This window comes from Streptomyces shinuiensis, assembly GCF_043660855.1.
Taxonomy (GTDB): domain Bacteria; phylum Actinomycetota; class Actinomycetes; order Streptomycetales; family Streptomycetaceae; genus Streptomyces.
Genome location: NZ_JBIHML010000001.1, coordinates 1 through 14,167, shown reverse-complemented (window position 1 = coordinate 14,167; position 14,167 = coordinate 1). Strand labels below are relative to the sequence as shown.

Genomic DNA, 14,167 nt, shown 5'->3' with positions numbered 1-14,167 from the left:
CCGCAGTGCCCACCGCACCGGCGGCGGACGACGGCGTGGGCCCTCCGCGCCCGGCGCGCTGGCTGCTGCGCAGACCGGACGCCGACGCCGAAGCGCGGATCTTCTGCTTCCCCTACTCCGGCGTGGGCGCGTCCATGTTCTCCCGCTGGCCACGGCGCGTCGGCCGAGCCGAGACCTGCCCGATCCAGCTTCCCGCCCGTGAGAACCGCATCAGGGAACGGCACTTCGGCACCTTCGGGGGGCTGGCCGAGAACCTCATCGAGCCCCTCCTGCCTCACCTGGACCGGCCGTTCGTCTTCTTCGGGCACTGCGCGGGGGTGCTGCCCGCCTTCGAGACCGCGCGGCAGCTGGCCGCCCGCGGCCTGCCGACCCCGGACCGGCTGGTGGTGTCCGCGCAGGTTCCGCCGCACGAGTGCCCGCACGACCGGTTCCTGGGACTGAGCGACGAGGAGCTGACCGACGAGCTGTCGCAGCAGGTGGTCGCCCGCGGCGGCACCCCGCACCCCCTGCTGATGAAGCTGACGCTCGACGTCCTGCACCAGGACCTGGACGCGACCGCGCTGTACACCACCGACGGCCCGACACCCCTGCCGTCCGGCATCACGGTGCTGCGCTGGTCCGACGACCCCGAGGTCCCGCCCGGACGGCTCGACGGGTGGAGTGCGTACTCCGACGATGTCGAGTTCGCGGTGCTCGGCGGCGGCCACTACGAGTTCCTGTCGGCCCCCGCCGACCTGATGTCCCTGCTGGAGCGCGTCACGGCACCGGCGAAGGGGGGGAGCGACCATGTCTGAGACCATCGCGGAACCGGCGCCCGGCCCCACGGCCGCCGAGGCACCCGCGGAGCCCGGAACCATCGCACACGTCGTCGCGCGCCGGGCACACGCCCATCCGGGCCGGGTCGCCGTGTCCGGCACCGACGGCACGCTCACTTACGCCGAACTCGACGCACGCGCCAACCGGTTGGCCCGGCACCTACGGGCCGCCGGGACCGGGCCCGGTGACACGGTCGGGCTCCTGGCCCACCGCGCGGCGGAGACCGCGGTGGCACTGCTGGGCATCCTCAAGGCAGGCGCCGCCTACCTGGCGCTCGACCACCGACAGCCCGCTGAGCGCCACCGGCTGCTGCTGGACGACGCCGCGGTCCGGGTGGTGCTCACCCTCGGGGAGCCGGACGCCGCGGGGCTGGAGGGACGCACCGTGATCGCCCTGGACCGCGAGCCGCACCGGTCCGCCGTCGCAGGGCACGCGCCGGACCCGGTCACCGTCGCAGCCGGGGCCGGGCACCCGGTCTACATCGCCTACACCTCCGGTTCCACCGGCCGCCCCAAGGGCGTGTGCGTGCCGCACCGGGCCGTGCTGCGCCTGGTCCTCGGCCCGGACTACGTCACCATCGGCCCCGACGACGTGTTCCTCCAGCTCGCGCCGATCGCCTTCGACGCCTCCACCCTGGAGCTTTGGGGGCCGCTCCTGAACGGCGGTCGGCTGGTGTTCGCGCCGCCGCACGATCTCACGCCGGCCGAACTGGCCGCGCTGGTACACCGGGAGGGCGTGACCATCCTGTGGCTCACAGCGGGCCTGTTCCAACGGATGGTGGACCTCGGCCCGGACGTTCTGGCCGGCCTGCGCGGGCTGCGCTACCTGCTCGCGGGCGGCGACATCCTCTCCCCGGCACACGTGCGGCGCGCGGTCGCCGCCCTGCCCGCCACCACCGTCGTCAACGGCTACGGGCCCACCGAGAACACCACCTTCACCTGCTGCCATCCCGTCACCGAACCGCCGGAGGAGGGCGCGGCGGTTCCCATCGGCCGGCCGATCCGCCGCACCCGCGCGTACGTGCTGGATGAGCGGCTGGAACCGGTGCCGGACGGGGAGACGGGCGAGCTGTACGCCGCAGGGGACGGCCTCGCCCACGGCTACCTTGGCAGCCCGGGGCTGACGGCCGGGCGGTTCCTGCCCGACCCGTTATCCGGCGCGCCCGGCGACCGGATGTACCGCACCGGCGACCTGGCGCGCCGACGGCCCGACGGGACGCTGGAGTTCGTCGGACGCGCCGACGACCAGGTCAAGATCCGCGGCTTCCGCGTCGAGCCGGGGGAGGTGGAGGCCGCGCTGACCGCCCTGGAGGGGGTGGCACGGGCCGCCGTGGTACCACGTTCCCTCCCCTCCGGGGGCAGGCAGTTGGTGGCCCACGTGGTGGGCGACGACCTGTCCACCCTCCGGCTCCGGCGCCGGCTCGCCGTGTCGCTGCCCTCCTACGCGGTGCCCGCCTTCATCCGCTGCGTGCCCGAACTCCCGCTGAACGCCAACGGCAAGGTCGACCGGGCCGCCCTGGCCCGCGAATGGACCCCGTACGAGCGGCCCGAGCTCAACGACCCCCACCGGACACCGGAGACGGAGACGGAAAGGGCCGTGGTGGCCCTGTGGACCGACCACCTCAGCATTGCCGGGATCGGCGCCGACGACGATTTCTTCGAGGTCGGCGGCGACTCCCTGCTCGCGGTGTCGATCATCACCGAACTGGGCCGCGGGTACGGCGTGGAGATCACCCCGCTGGCGTTCTACATCGACCCCACACCCGCTGGACTGGCCCGGCTGCTGGAGCGCCGGAGCGCCGAACGGGAGGAGGGGTGAGGATCTCCGTCCCGGGGCCCGAACCGGTCGACCCGGCCGCGTTCGACCTCTTCGACCCCGAGTCCTATGCCACCGGGGACCCGCACCCCGCGTGGGCGGCCATGCGCGCCCATGCGCCGCTGCACCGGCAGGAACTTCCCGACGGACGGGAGTTCGTGTCGGTGACCCGCCACGCGGACGTGTGCCGGGTGCTGGGCAGCCACCGGGAGTTCACCTCGGAGCGCGGCAGTCTGCTCCAGCAGCTCGGACAGGGCGAGGCCGCCGCGGGCAAGATGCTGGTGGCCACCGACCCGCCGCGCCATGGCGAGCTGCGCCGGCCGCTGAACAGGATGCTGACCGGCAAGGGCCTGGACGCCTCCCGGGAACTGGTCTGCGAGGCGGCCCGCGCGGTGTTCCGTCCGCCCGCCGACGGCGAGGTGTGGGACCTGGCGGCCTGCGCGGCCGAACTGCCCATGGCCGTGGCCGGGGCACTGATGGGCCTTCCGCCCGGCGACGGGCCCCGGTTGCTGAAGTGGACCGGCATGGCCGCCGCGCCCCAGGACCCCGCCTTCCGCGTGCACAGCGCCAAAGCGACGCTGGCCATCGCCCACCACGAGTTGTTCACCTACTTCTCCGAGCAGGTCCGCGTTCGGGAGAACGGCTTCCGCGCCGAGGGGCCCGACCTCGTCCAGTACCTGATGGAGATCCCCGCGGGCGACGCGCCGCTCAGCCGCGAGGAGGTGATCCTCAACTGCTACAGCCTGCTGCTGGGCGCCAACGCCACCACCCCGCACACCGTCAGCGGCACCGTCGTGGCGCTGATGGAGAACCCCGGCCAGTACCGGCTGGTCCGTGAGGACCCCTCCCTGGTACCCGGCCTGGTGGAGGAGGGGCTGCGCTGGACCTCGGCCGCCGGCAGCTTCCTGCGACATGCCGTGACCGATGTCGAGCTGAGCGGCGGCACGGTCCGTGCCGGCGAGGCCGTGGCCGCCTGGGTGGGCTCGGCCAACCGGGACGAGCGGGTCTTCACCTGCCCCTACCGCTTCGATGTCACCCGAAGCGACAACCGGCACATCGCCTTCGGGTTCGGGCCGCACTACTGCCTCGGGGCGGCCGTGGCACGGCTGACCCTCAACGCCTTCTTCGCGGAGGTGGTCGAGCGGGTCGAGGAGTTCGAGCCCGCCGGGGAGCCGGTCCATCTGGCGTCCAACTTCGTCGCGGGCATCACCCGGTTGCCGGTCCGGGTCCGGTCGTCCTCACGTGCCGCGTCGGTGCGGCGGACCGCCGCACCGCCCACCGAGGCCCCGCCCACCGAAGCCCGAGCCGCCGCAGTCAGAGGAGAGTCCGATGAGGGAGAACGCCATGGCGTGGACCGAGCGCCGACTGACCGGCGAACTGCTGGAGATCCTCGCCACTCACCTGGCCGGTCAGGAGATCCGGCCGGACGATGACTTCTATGCGATGGGCGGCGACTCACTCGTCGCCCTGCGGTTCGTCGCCGACGCCCAGGCCCGCGGTCTTCCGATGACCCTCCAGGACATCCTGTTCCACCCGACGGCCGCCGAACTGGCCGCCGAACTCGCCGGTCGCGACCCGGCCGACGCCCAGGAGGCGGAGGGCGCCGCCGCAGCGGCGCCCTCCCCGGCCGCCGCCGAACCGTTCGGCCTGGTCACCGAGGCGGACCGCGAGGCGCTGCCGGACGGTCTGGACGACGCCGTGCCCGCCACCGCCCTTCAGATCGGACTGCTGTACGTCTCGCAGCTGTCCGCCGACTCCACGCTCTACCAGGATCTCGTCGGCGTGGAGGTGAGCGGTCGCTTCGACGGCGCTCTCTTCCGCGACGCGCTGGCCGCGCTCTGCCGCCGTCACACCATGCTGCGCAGCTCCTTCGACTTGGGCGCCTTCAGCGAACCGCTCCAGCTCGTGTGGTCCGACCCCGGGCTTTTGCTGACCGTCGACACCGTCGCCACCCAGGACCCCGGCGACGATGCCAAGACCGTCGGCCTGATGGAGGAGTGGAAGCGGCGCAGGCTCGCCGAGCCGCTGGACACCGGCCGTGCCCCCGCCTTCCGCTGCCACGTCGTGGCCCGTCCGGAGTCGTTCCACGTCATGCTGGCACTGCACCACGCCTTCGTCGACGGCTGGAGCTATGCCCAGCTGCTCGTGGACCTGATGGTGCTGTACGACGCCGCGCTGAGCGGCACCGAGCCCGGTCTCCCCCCGGTGCCCGAGAGCGGGGCACGGATCTTCGCCGAACTGGAGCGTGCCGCACTCGACTCCGCCGAGGCCGAGCGGTTCTGGCACGAGGAGGCCGACGTGCCCGCGCTGCGCTTCGACCGGGGCCGTTTCGACGCCGCGCCCGACCAGTCGGCCCACGTGGCGTTCGACATCGACGCCGACCTGCTGGCCCGACTGCGCCGCGCGGCCCGGCAGGCAGGCGTACCGCTGCGCAGCCTGGTGCTGGCCGCACACGCCTGGTCGCTCGGCCGCTGGGCGGACCGGGAGCGCGACGTGGTGACGGGCGTGGTGGTCAACGGCCGTCCCGAAATCATCGGTTCGGACCTCATGGCCGGGCTCTTCCTCAACACCGTGCCCATGCGGTTCCCCGGTCTGACCGGGAGCTGGGCGGACCTGGCGCGCCACGCGCTGCTGTCCGAGCAGCGCGCGCTGCCCCACCGCCGCTATCCCCTGGGCCGCATCGAGCAGCTCATCGGCCGCCCGCCCTTCGACGTGGCATTCAACTTCACGCACTTCCACGTCTACCGGCGGCTCGACGAGCTGTGCGAGATACGGCCGGGCACCTGGTGGGCGTACGACAAGAACAGCTTCCCCGTGGTGGTGGACTTCGCGATCGAGTCGCCCGAGGCGGGCACAGGTGTCACCTACTCCTACGCCCCCGCCCTGGCAGGGGAGGAGGAGATACACCGGCTGGCCGGTCTGTACCGCGCGGCCCTGCGCGCCGCCGCCGAGGATCCCGACCGAGAGGCGGACGACACGGCGGACCTGGCGGAGGGCCGATGACCACCACCGTGAGCGGCGGCCTGGCGGTCGTCTACGACAAGGGCGCCGTCTCGGCCGCGGAGATCGGGCGCGGCCTGGCCGGGCTGGGCCGGGTCACCTTCCTGGTGGCCGCCTCCGACCACACCGCCCGGCTCGGCCAGGTGCTCGCCCGGCTCGGCGACGTGGTACGCCTGACCGGCGACCCGGACGCCGACGCGGCGGCGGTGCGCGCCCTGGAGCCGGACGCGATCACCACCTACAGCGAGCCCATGCTGCGCACCACGGCCCGGCTCGCCGAAGCGACCGGGCTGCCGTTCCACGAGGCGGCCACCGCCCTGCTGCTGACGGACAAGGCCCGCCAGCGCGCCACGCTGCGCGAGGCTGGGGCGGACGACGTGCGCAGCCGTCCGCTGACCGGGCCCGTCGACTGGCCGGAGGCGATCGCGGAGGTCGGCTACCCCGCCATCGTCAAACCGGTCTGCGGCGAGGGCAGCCGGGACACCCACACCGTCGCCGACGAGGACGAGGCCCGCGCGGTGCTCTCCCGGCTGATGGACGGACGCGTCGCCTCCGGAGGCCCCGGGTTCGTGGTCGAGGAACTGCTCACCGGACGTCCCGGGCAGCCCTTCGGCCTCGGCGACTACGTCTCGGTGGAGAGCGCCGTCGGCCCGGACGGCGTCACCCACCTCGCGGTGACCGGCAAGTTCCGCCTGGTCCCGCCCTTCCGTGAGGTAGGCCAGTTCTGGCCCGCCGCACTGCCGGACGACGAGCACGAGGAGGTACTGCGGCTGACCACCCGCGCGCTGCGGGCCCTGGGCGTCACCACCGGCCTGACCCACACCGAGATCAAGCTGACCGCACGGGGACCGCGTGTCATCGAGGTCAACGGCCGGCTCGGCGGCCACGTCAACGAACTGGCCCGCCGTGCGGCGGGCGTCGACCTGGTGCGCGTCGGCGGCCTGCTGGCGCTGGGCAAACCGGTCGAGCTGGATCCGCTGCGTGCGGACCGGGTCTACTTTCAGTACCACAACCTCGCCCCGACCGTCCCTTGTGAACTCGCCGGGGTGCAGGGGGCCGAGGAGGTGCGCCGCAGGCCGGGCGTGGACGGCTACCGTGCCTTCTCCCGCCCGGGCGACCGCCTGCCCGGCGGCGTCATGACACAGGAGATGGACATCCTCATCGGGGCCTGCGACGTCCACGACACCCTGCTGGAGGTCGTGGACGGCGCCCTGGATGCCCTGACCTACACCTTCCGCTTCCCCGGAGGGACCCTCAGGGTGCCCGCCGCCGACCTCCGCGCGGAGGTCCGGCCCCCGCGGTGACGCTCCCGCCGCCCACGGCCCGTGTCCCCGCCCGCGGTGGCGGGGCGCGGGCCGGGGCAGCATGGCGAGGTGACCGACCGGCCGAGTGATCCTGCCCCAGTCTCCCAGAAGGGTGTAGCTGTCGCCGTCCTTGGTCGGGGAGCCGACCGATCCGAAGTCGGGCGTGCCGCTGGCGTCGACCGACTGCTCCTGGTGGTGCTGTGGCACACCGACGAAGTCCGCTCACGGATCCAACGCGAGATCGCCCGCCAGCGGCACCTGGGCGATGACTTCACCGCCCCCGACGGATACGTACAACCCGACGTCATCCCCGGCCGCGTGGACGTGCTCTTCCTCCAGGACAAGGCAGGCGCCCTCGCCCACGGACCTGCCACCGCAGAGCACCGGCAACAGCAGCTCGCCGAACTTCTCGCCCCCTTCCGCGAAGAAGGCGCCGGGTCATCTGCGGCGTCAGCCGGTGCAGCCGCTGGTCGGCAGGGTGTTCAGACCGGGCGGTGTATAGCCGTCGTAGATCGCCAGCAGGTAGCTCTGCGGGCAGCGCGCCACGCCGTCGCTCGTCCTGATCTCCACGTGCAGGTGCGGCGCGCCGGAGTTACCGGTGTCCCCGGTGGTGCCCAGCCGTGCGCCGGCCGTCACCTGGGCCCCGTCGCCCACCGAACGCGCGCTGAGATGGCAGTAGACGAAGCGCGAACCGTCCGACTGGAGCAGCCGGATGCCGATGCCGCAGGAGGAGCTGTTGTAGTGGTCGACGACGCCGCTCCTGATCGCGTAGGTCGGGACGTAGCTCACGATCAGGTCGACGGCCGGGGTGGAGTTCCAGTGCGAGGCCGCGTAGGCAGCCCGGCTGACGGCGCCCCGGTCCAGCGGCAGCGAGTAACCGGACGGGGAGCCGCCGCCGTCGCCGCCGAGGAGGCTCTGCCAGGTCCGCGGGCCGACCAGGCCGTCGGCGGCGAGGCCGTGGGAGCTCTGGAACGACCGCACGGCACTGTCGGTGGCGGGCCCGAACTGCCCGTCCACCGCGATGCCCGCGCCGTACACGTTGAGCTGGACCTGTGCTGCCCGCACCGCGTCGCCGCTCGCCCCTTGGCTTACGGAGACGATCAGGTGCGGCCAGGTCTGTGATCCGATCACCCCGTCGGCGATCAGTCCGCGGGCGGACTGGAAGCTGACCACGGCCGAGTGGGTGGCAGGCCCGAACTGCCCGTCCGCCGCGATGCCGTGCCCGTAGTGCCGCAGTAGGTACTGCGCCGTCGTGGTGTCCGCGCCGCTGGCGCCCTGGCTGACCGACGGCCAGGCGGGCAGGGCTCGGACCTGGGACGCCGGGACCAGTGCCAGAAGGAACGCGGTCACCACCGTCAGTACGGCGACCCCGAGGGGGCCGGATCTGCCTAAACGCATGGGAGGGGACCTTCCGTCGGGGTCGGGGACCGTGCCACAGCAGCGTATGGTCCCCTCTCCGTACGGTCCAGGCCGCAGTGCCGCCCGGCGAGCCGGAAACTCGTGTACTGCTTGGAATCAACCTGAATTGTCTTGGTTTGAGTGGGGGTTGGGTTTTATGGGGGGGGTCGGGTCATGGCATGACTTTCTCGTTATGCTCTTTGAGCTGTGTCGTTGTGCGGTGTGTATGGTCGCCGGGGTCCGCGGTGATTACCCGAATGAGACGGCTGTCCTGTAGGCGGTCACCGACAAGCTCGGCATCGGCTCCCGCGAGACGCTGCGGAACATGGGTGAAGCAGCACGGGATCGACGCGGGGACGCGTCCGGGAACGACGACGGAGGAGTCCGCCCGGCTCAAGGTGTTGAAGGAAGGAGAACGCCGAGCTGAAGCGGGCGAACGAGGTTCTGAAGGCCGTGGCGGGTTTCTTCGCGGCCGAGTTCGACCGGCCATATCTGCGTTTGTAGTGTTCATCGACGGGCACCGGGGCCGCTTCGGCGGGGTCGAGCCGATCTGCGGGACCTTCGGCGGGCACGACTGCACGATCGCCCCGTCCACCTACTACGCTCACAACAAACGCCTGGCCGCCCTGTCTGCCCGTACCGTGCGGGATGCGGAACTCAAGACCCTGATCCAGGAGGTCCACGAAACCAACTTCCGTGTCTACGGGGCGAGGAAGGTCTGGCGGGAGCTGAACCGGCAGGGCCACACGGTGGCTCGCTGCACCGTGGAGCGGCTGATGCGCGAGATCGGCATCGCCGGCGCGGTGCGCGGCAAGAGGGTCATCACGACGATCCCCGATCCGGCCGCCGCGCGGGCGCCGGACCGCCTGGACCGCGATTTCGTCGCCGGGGCGCCGGACCGCTGCTGGGTCTCGTTTTTCACGCACGTGGCGGTCTGGTCCGGGGTGGTCTACGTTGCGTTCGTCGTGGACACCTTCTCCCGCCGGATCGTCGGCTGGTCCGCTGCGGTGTCGAAGGAGACCCGGCTCGTCCTGGACGCTCTGGAGATGGGGCTGTGGCAGCGTGACCGTGATGAACATTCCCATGTTCGCGGCGAGTTGATACATCACAGCGACGCGGGCAGCCAGTACACCAGTTTCAAGCTGGCCGAGCACCTGGACGCGGCCGGCATCGCGGCCTCGATCGGCTCTGTCGGAGATGCGTACGACAACGCGCTGATGGAGGGCACGATCGGCCTGTTCAAAACCGGGTTGATCAAGCCGCAGCGGCCCTGGAAGACCCTCTCCCAGGTCGAGCCGGCCACCGCCGAGTGGATCGGCTGGTACTGCCACCGACGACTGCACGGTGGGATAGGCCACGTCCCGCCCGTCGAGTACGAGACCAACTACTACACGGAACTCACAGAACTCCAGGTCACGACCACAATCTGAGGTCTCTACCGAACCCGGGGCGGTTCAACGAGCAGGCCATAACCACACCCTCCTACCCCTCACCACCACCCAGCCGAAAGACCCGCAATGAACCCCCGCGGCAACCCCGCCCCCTCGTCGAAGCCAGACGCCGCCACAGCCTCGACAAACGAGCCCGCGTCCTCACCGTCCTCGCCACACTCGAGGAACAAGGAAAACCGCTCATCTTCGTCGTAGTCGCCCGCGCTGCCCGAGTCTCCACCTGGCTCACCTACGTTCCCGGCGTACGCGAGCACATCGAGGCAGCCCAAACACGCCAAGCCCACAGCACCCCGCCATCTGCCACGGCAAGCCGACCCTCCCACCTCAGTCTGCGCACCGAACTCGAAAGCGCCCGGCAGGAAGTCAAAGAACTCCGCGACGAACGTGACCGGCTCCAGGCAGTCCTGCGTCGCCAACTCGGCCAGCAACTTGATGCCATCCACGCCCCCGACACAGCAACCAGAGCCGATCAGCTGAACGCCCTGAACCAGGGCCTCACTCGCCGGCTAGAAGAAGCCGCTTCGGAGAACGCCACGTTTTGCGCCCGCATCACCGCCCTAGAAGAAGACCTGATTGCTGCCCGCACCAGCCTGCGCCGGATGATCCGCACCGAGAACACGGTCCGCTGAACGACATACCCTCCACGGCGGTCATGCCCAGTCCACGCCGAGCTTCCGTAGCGCGCCCAGCTGCTCACTGGTGAGTTTGTCGCGCCTTGATCGGGTGTTCGATAGCCATACGCCGAGCTTGTGGTGGTGCTCCTGGCCGTCGATGACGACGCGTTCGAGGTGTCCTCTCGGCACTGCTTTTTGGTCGCCCTCGCGCTGAATCCACTGGGTGAGGGCTGTGATGCCGCGTTGGAAGGCGATCGCCTTACCGGACGCCTTCCGGGTGCTTTTGGCGGCCGGTGCCCGGGTGGAACGCTCAGCGGGTTTCACGCTCAGTCTGGTCAGCCGTCTCTGCTGTTCTTCCGACAGTTCCGCCCACGCGTTCTTCTGCCGCTTCAGCCATCGTCCGAGGTCGTCGCCGTCGAAGGTCACGCCGGGCCTGATCTCGTCGAGGACGCCGGGACCATCCGCCGCGACGAGGTCGCGGAGGACGGCCCAGTGGCGTTGCCAGTCCAAGGGCCAGGGGCAGTTCCAGTCCTCATCGATCGCGGTCAGCTGCTGCGCGCGTACGGCGGCTCGCTCGGGGTTCTTGCCGAGGCCGCCCTTGCGGCGGAGGTTGGCCATGTGCTGCCCGATCGGGACCTCTGCCCCGTCGGTGGGGTCGGTCCACGCCGCGTCCTGGCGAGGCGCGAGGTGTTTGTGGGCGTGCCGGTAGGAGCGCAGCGCGGCGAGTTTGGTCTCCCAGGCTTCCTGGCCGGGTTCCCAGACCATTCCGGCCTCGTCGAGGAGCTGTTTGCGGTGGGGGTCGAGTTCTCCGGCGCGCAGCGCCTTGCGCTGCTGGTGCACCCATCGCCCAAGCGGGAACGTCTTCGTCGTCCCGGCTTCGGTCTCGGTGTCGTGGGGGACGGCGTGCAGGCCGGTGATGTCGTTCTCCGCTCGCCAGCGGAGCAGGGCCTGGTAGCCCTCGAGCCAGACCAGGGACTGGGGGCGGATGACGCGGCAGCGGGTCAGGGCGGCGATGTCGGCGGCGTCGCGGGGCTGGGCGAAGTTGATCACGATGGAGGTGACCCGATCGGCCTCCTGCTGCGTCTCGCTCGTCTCCTGGCCGTCACCGCCGTTGGTTCCCGCTGCGGGGACGGGGCGGGAGTGGAGGTGTCGGCGCTCGGTTCCGCGGGTCAGGGCGCGGGAAGCGAGTTGGTCGACCATGCGCTCCGAGTGCGAGCGCAGCGCCTGGAGGATGTCGACCAGGGGCTGGTAGCTGGCGGAGGCGACCATGTCTTTGGGGTCCTCCCCGGGCTGCAGGAAGATCGGGATGATGATCCGCGCCGTCTTCACTGTGCCGTCCGGATTCGGGCGCAGTGCCCGCCCGATGTTCTGGACGATGTCGATCTGGGAGCTGCGCGAGCCGATGATGCACACCGCCTCCACGCCGCGCAGTCCGGTGATGTCGACACCGACCCCGAGAGCCCGTACCGAGGCGAGGAACGCCCGGTGTACGCGCCGGTTCTCGGTGTTGATGCCGCCTGCGAACCGGTGGATCACCTCGCGCCGGTGGGCGATGGGGTGGTCGCCGCACAGCCAGTCGGCCCAGACCCGGTCCGGGGGTACGTGGCGGTTGTCCTCGAGCTCGTACAGCGCGGCGTCGATGGAGGAGGCGGGCAGTTCCTCAGCGTCGGCCAGGGCGGCCTCGGATGCTTGGGCGGCGTACAGCTCGGCGGCGGTTGACGGCATTTGCTCGGCGAAGGCGCGGGCTTCCTCGACCCGCTGGTGGAATGTCATGACGGTGTGCAGGTTCATCTGCGCCGCGTGCTCCAGCAGCGCGGCCTGGAGCAGCGCCAGGCGTCGGCCGCGCAGCGCGTCCTCCGACAGCCCCGGGATCGGGTCGGGGTCCCGGATCTCCAGTACATCGATCTCGAAGCCCGCGAGGATCGAGCGTTCCACCGCCTCCGCCAGCCCGAGGTCGAAAATCCTGGTGCCGTAGGTGGCGCTGTCGTCCTGCATCGATGCGATCGCCAGCTCCCGGCCGTCCCGGCCGCGCTGCGGGCTGGGCGCGGCCAGGATCCGTGGGGTGGCGGTCAGGTAGAGCCGGAAGTCGATGGGGATGCGGGCGTTGTCGTGGATCGCCGCCCAGGGCCGGCCCATGTCCCCGGCCGTCATATGCGCCTCATCCAGAATCGCCAGGTCGAACGGGGCCATCTGCTGGCCGTACAGCCGCTCACCGCCCGCCAGCGCGACCTCCAGCGGCCCGCGAACCGTCCGCTGGCCCGATGGGTCCTCCGGGTCCTCGCGGTCCACCAGAGAGGCGTACGTGGCGAACACCACCACCGGCCCGGACCCCGCCCACAGCGCGAGCTGAATCGCATTGGTCGTGGTCCGTGCCCCGAGCTGCTCCAGGACCTCGTCCCTGTCCACCGAGCAGACCGCGACCATGGGCGCGCGGTGCCCGACCCGGCGCCAGGACTGCGCGCTCTGCACGATCAGATCCAAGGTGGGCACCATGACGAGGATCCGGCCGCCGGGGAAGCATTCCAGTGCGCACGCGGCGGCCGTGATCGTCTTCCCCGATCCGGTCGCAGACACGATCGTGGCCCGCGCCCCCTCCAAGGGAACGGATGATCTTGCAGGAAACCCCACCCACTTCCGGAAAGCCGCTTTCTGGGCCACCTGGTGTTCCCGAAGCTGAATACCCAGCATCCTCAAGCCCTTTCTCTGACTTCTTTTTCACTCGCTTCGGGAGTCACTGGGACGGTGTGAAGGGCGGCACGGACACGGTACCGTCCTCGCCTATCACGATCCGCTCGGCAAGCTGGGCCAGGACCTGAGAGGGAGGCAGCCCCGCCCGGTAAGCCACCGCCCGGACCAGCCGGCTGGACGCGACGGACAACCAGACCTCCGCACGCAGCTCATCCGCTCCCTCCCGCCCCCGCTCCCCGGAAGCAGCCTGTGCCGCAAGCGCACCAGCAAGCCGTTCCTCACGCTCACGAGCCCACACCGAGCCCTGAATATCCTGCTCCGGCTCATACACGCCCCAACCGAGCGCAGCCATCAAATCCCTGACGCGCCGCCACTCAGCGTGCTTGGCCAGCCAGACGACAGCCAACCGCTCCCGGTCCATCTCGAATTCGTAGAAGGATCCGTTCCCCCTCAACTGCTCCGCAGTTTCCCGCTCACGGACAGCGGCCTCCGCCACCTTCTCCGCAACGGCGGCGGCATCCAAGCCATTCGCCTGACAACGGACCTGATCCCGCGCCACGTCCTGAGCACTCCACATGCGTTTTCCCTTTTCCGGAAGGCGCGGACATCTGGGCCCGCATCAGATGATTGAAGGGGTGTCTTATACTTCCGCCAAGACTACATGTGCATCAAACCAGAGGAAGCCGCTACGCTGACATCCAACCAGACCGAACCACCCCCACCTCGCGGCCAGCCCGGCCCGCGCAGCGGGCCCAACCACCGCCCACCACAGACACGCTGACGGCAGACCACCCACACCCCCCTTAGACCGACTCCGAAGGGGTGGAGCGCAGCGAAACCCCTGACGCCGCGCCAGCGAAACAACGCGGCCAGCCCGAGCGCAGCGAGGGCCCCGGCGCGCAGCGCCGGCCCCTTCGACTCCCGCAGCGAAGCGGAGGGAGCCGCCCGCGCGAAGCACGGTGCCGAAGCGCAGCGAAGGCACGACGCGAAGCGTCGAACGGCGAGCGCAGCGAGCCACAACCGCAGCGCGAAGCGCTGCGGTTCGCTGCTCCGCGCGCAGCGCGGAGGGTCCCGCTCCCGG

Annotated in this window: 10 protein-coding genes; 6 read left to right on the top strand and 4 right to left on the bottom strand. The window is 70.9% G+C overall.

Annotation, left to right across the window (positions count from 1 at the left end; genetic code table 11):
- Nucleotides 1–5 precede the first annotated feature (5 nt).
- From ACGRHY_RS00050 to ACGRHY_RS00030, 5 genes are read left to right on the top strand one after another with little or no spacing between them, the layout of a single operon-like run.
- Complete coding sequence (locus ACGRHY_RS00050) at nucleotides 6–794, top strand: thioesterase II family protein (RefSeq protein ID WP_394633313.1); 789 nt, start codon at nucleotides 6–8, stop codon at nucleotides 792–794.
- On the top strand, nucleotides 787–2,634 hold the full coding sequence (locus ACGRHY_RS00045) for an amino acid adenylation domain-containing protein (RefSeq protein ID WP_394633312.1): 1,848 nt from the start codon (nucleotides 787–789) through the stop codon (nucleotides 2,632–2,634). The genes ACGRHY_RS00050 and ACGRHY_RS00045 overlap by 8 nt, the downstream gene beginning before the upstream one ends.
- The gene (locus ACGRHY_RS00040) at nucleotides 2,631–4,064 is read left to right on the top strand and encodes a cytochrome P450 (RefSeq protein WP_394633311.1); all 1,434 of its coding nucleotides are present in this window, start codon (nucleotides 2,631–2,633) and stop codon (nucleotides 4,062–4,064) included. Before ACGRHY_RS00045 ends, ACGRHY_RS00040 begins: the two co-directional genes overlap by 4 nt.
- The gene (locus ACGRHY_RS00035; protein WP_394633310.1) at nucleotides 3,961–5,634 is read left to right on the top strand and encodes a condensation domain-containing protein; all 1,674 of its coding nucleotides are present in this window, start codon (nucleotides 3,961–3,963) and stop codon (nucleotides 5,632–5,634) included. The genes ACGRHY_RS00040 and ACGRHY_RS00035 overlap by 104 nt, the downstream gene beginning before the upstream one ends.
- The gene (locus ACGRHY_RS00030) at nucleotides 5,631–6,935 is read left to right on the top strand and encodes an ATP-grasp domain-containing protein (protein ID WP_394633309.1); all 1,305 of its coding nucleotides are present in this window, start codon (nucleotides 5,631–5,633) and stop codon (nucleotides 6,933–6,935) included. Before ACGRHY_RS00035 ends, ACGRHY_RS00030 begins: the two co-directional genes overlap by 4 nt.
- 450 nt (nucleotides 6,936–7,385) lie before the next feature.
- On the opposite strand, the gene ACGRHY_RS00025 is transcribed toward ACGRHY_RS00030, so the two are convergent.
- Nucleotides 7,386–8,333 carry a peptidoglycan-binding protein gene (locus tag ACGRHY_RS00025; RefSeq protein WP_394633308.1) on the bottom strand — a complete coding sequence of 316 codons (948 nt, stop codon included), beginning with the start codon at nucleotides 8,331–8,333 and terminating at the stop codon, nucleotides 7,386–7,388.
- Nucleotides 8,334–8,662: 329 nt separating this feature from the next.
- Between ACGRHY_RS00025 and ACGRHY_RS00020 the strand changes: the two genes are divergently transcribed.
- Entirely contained in the window at nucleotides 8,663–9,763 is a 1,101-nt protein-coding gene (locus ACGRHY_RS00020) for an IS3 family transposase (RefSeq protein ID WP_394633307.1), read from the top strand.
- 59 nt (nucleotides 9,764–9,822) lie between these two features.
- On the opposite strand, the gene ACGRHY_RS00015 is transcribed toward ACGRHY_RS00020, so the two are convergent.
- The 3 genes from ACGRHY_RS00015 to ACGRHY_RS00005 form a co-directional block, all read right to left on the bottom strand.
- Nucleotides 9,823–10,227, bottom strand: coding sequence for a hypothetical protein (locus tag ACGRHY_RS00015; RefSeq protein WP_394633306.1), 405 nt, complete (start codon nucleotides 10,225–10,227; stop codon nucleotides 9,823–9,825).
- A 207-nt stretch (nucleotides 10,228–10,434) separates the two neighbouring features.
- Nucleotides 10,435–13,086, bottom strand: a complete 2,652-nt coding sequence (locus ACGRHY_RS00010) for a DEAD/DEAH box helicase (protein WP_394633305.1) — start codon at nucleotides 13,084–13,086, stop codon at nucleotides 10,435–10,437.
- Between the two features lie 43 nt (nucleotides 13,087–13,129).
- Nucleotides 13,130–13,663 (bottom strand): hypothetical protein, encoded by a 534-nt coding sequence (locus ACGRHY_RS00005; RefSeq protein WP_394633304.1) that lies wholly within the window; start codon nucleotides 13,661–13,663, stop codon nucleotides 13,130–13,132.
- Nucleotides 13,664–14,167 lie beyond the last annotated feature (504 nt).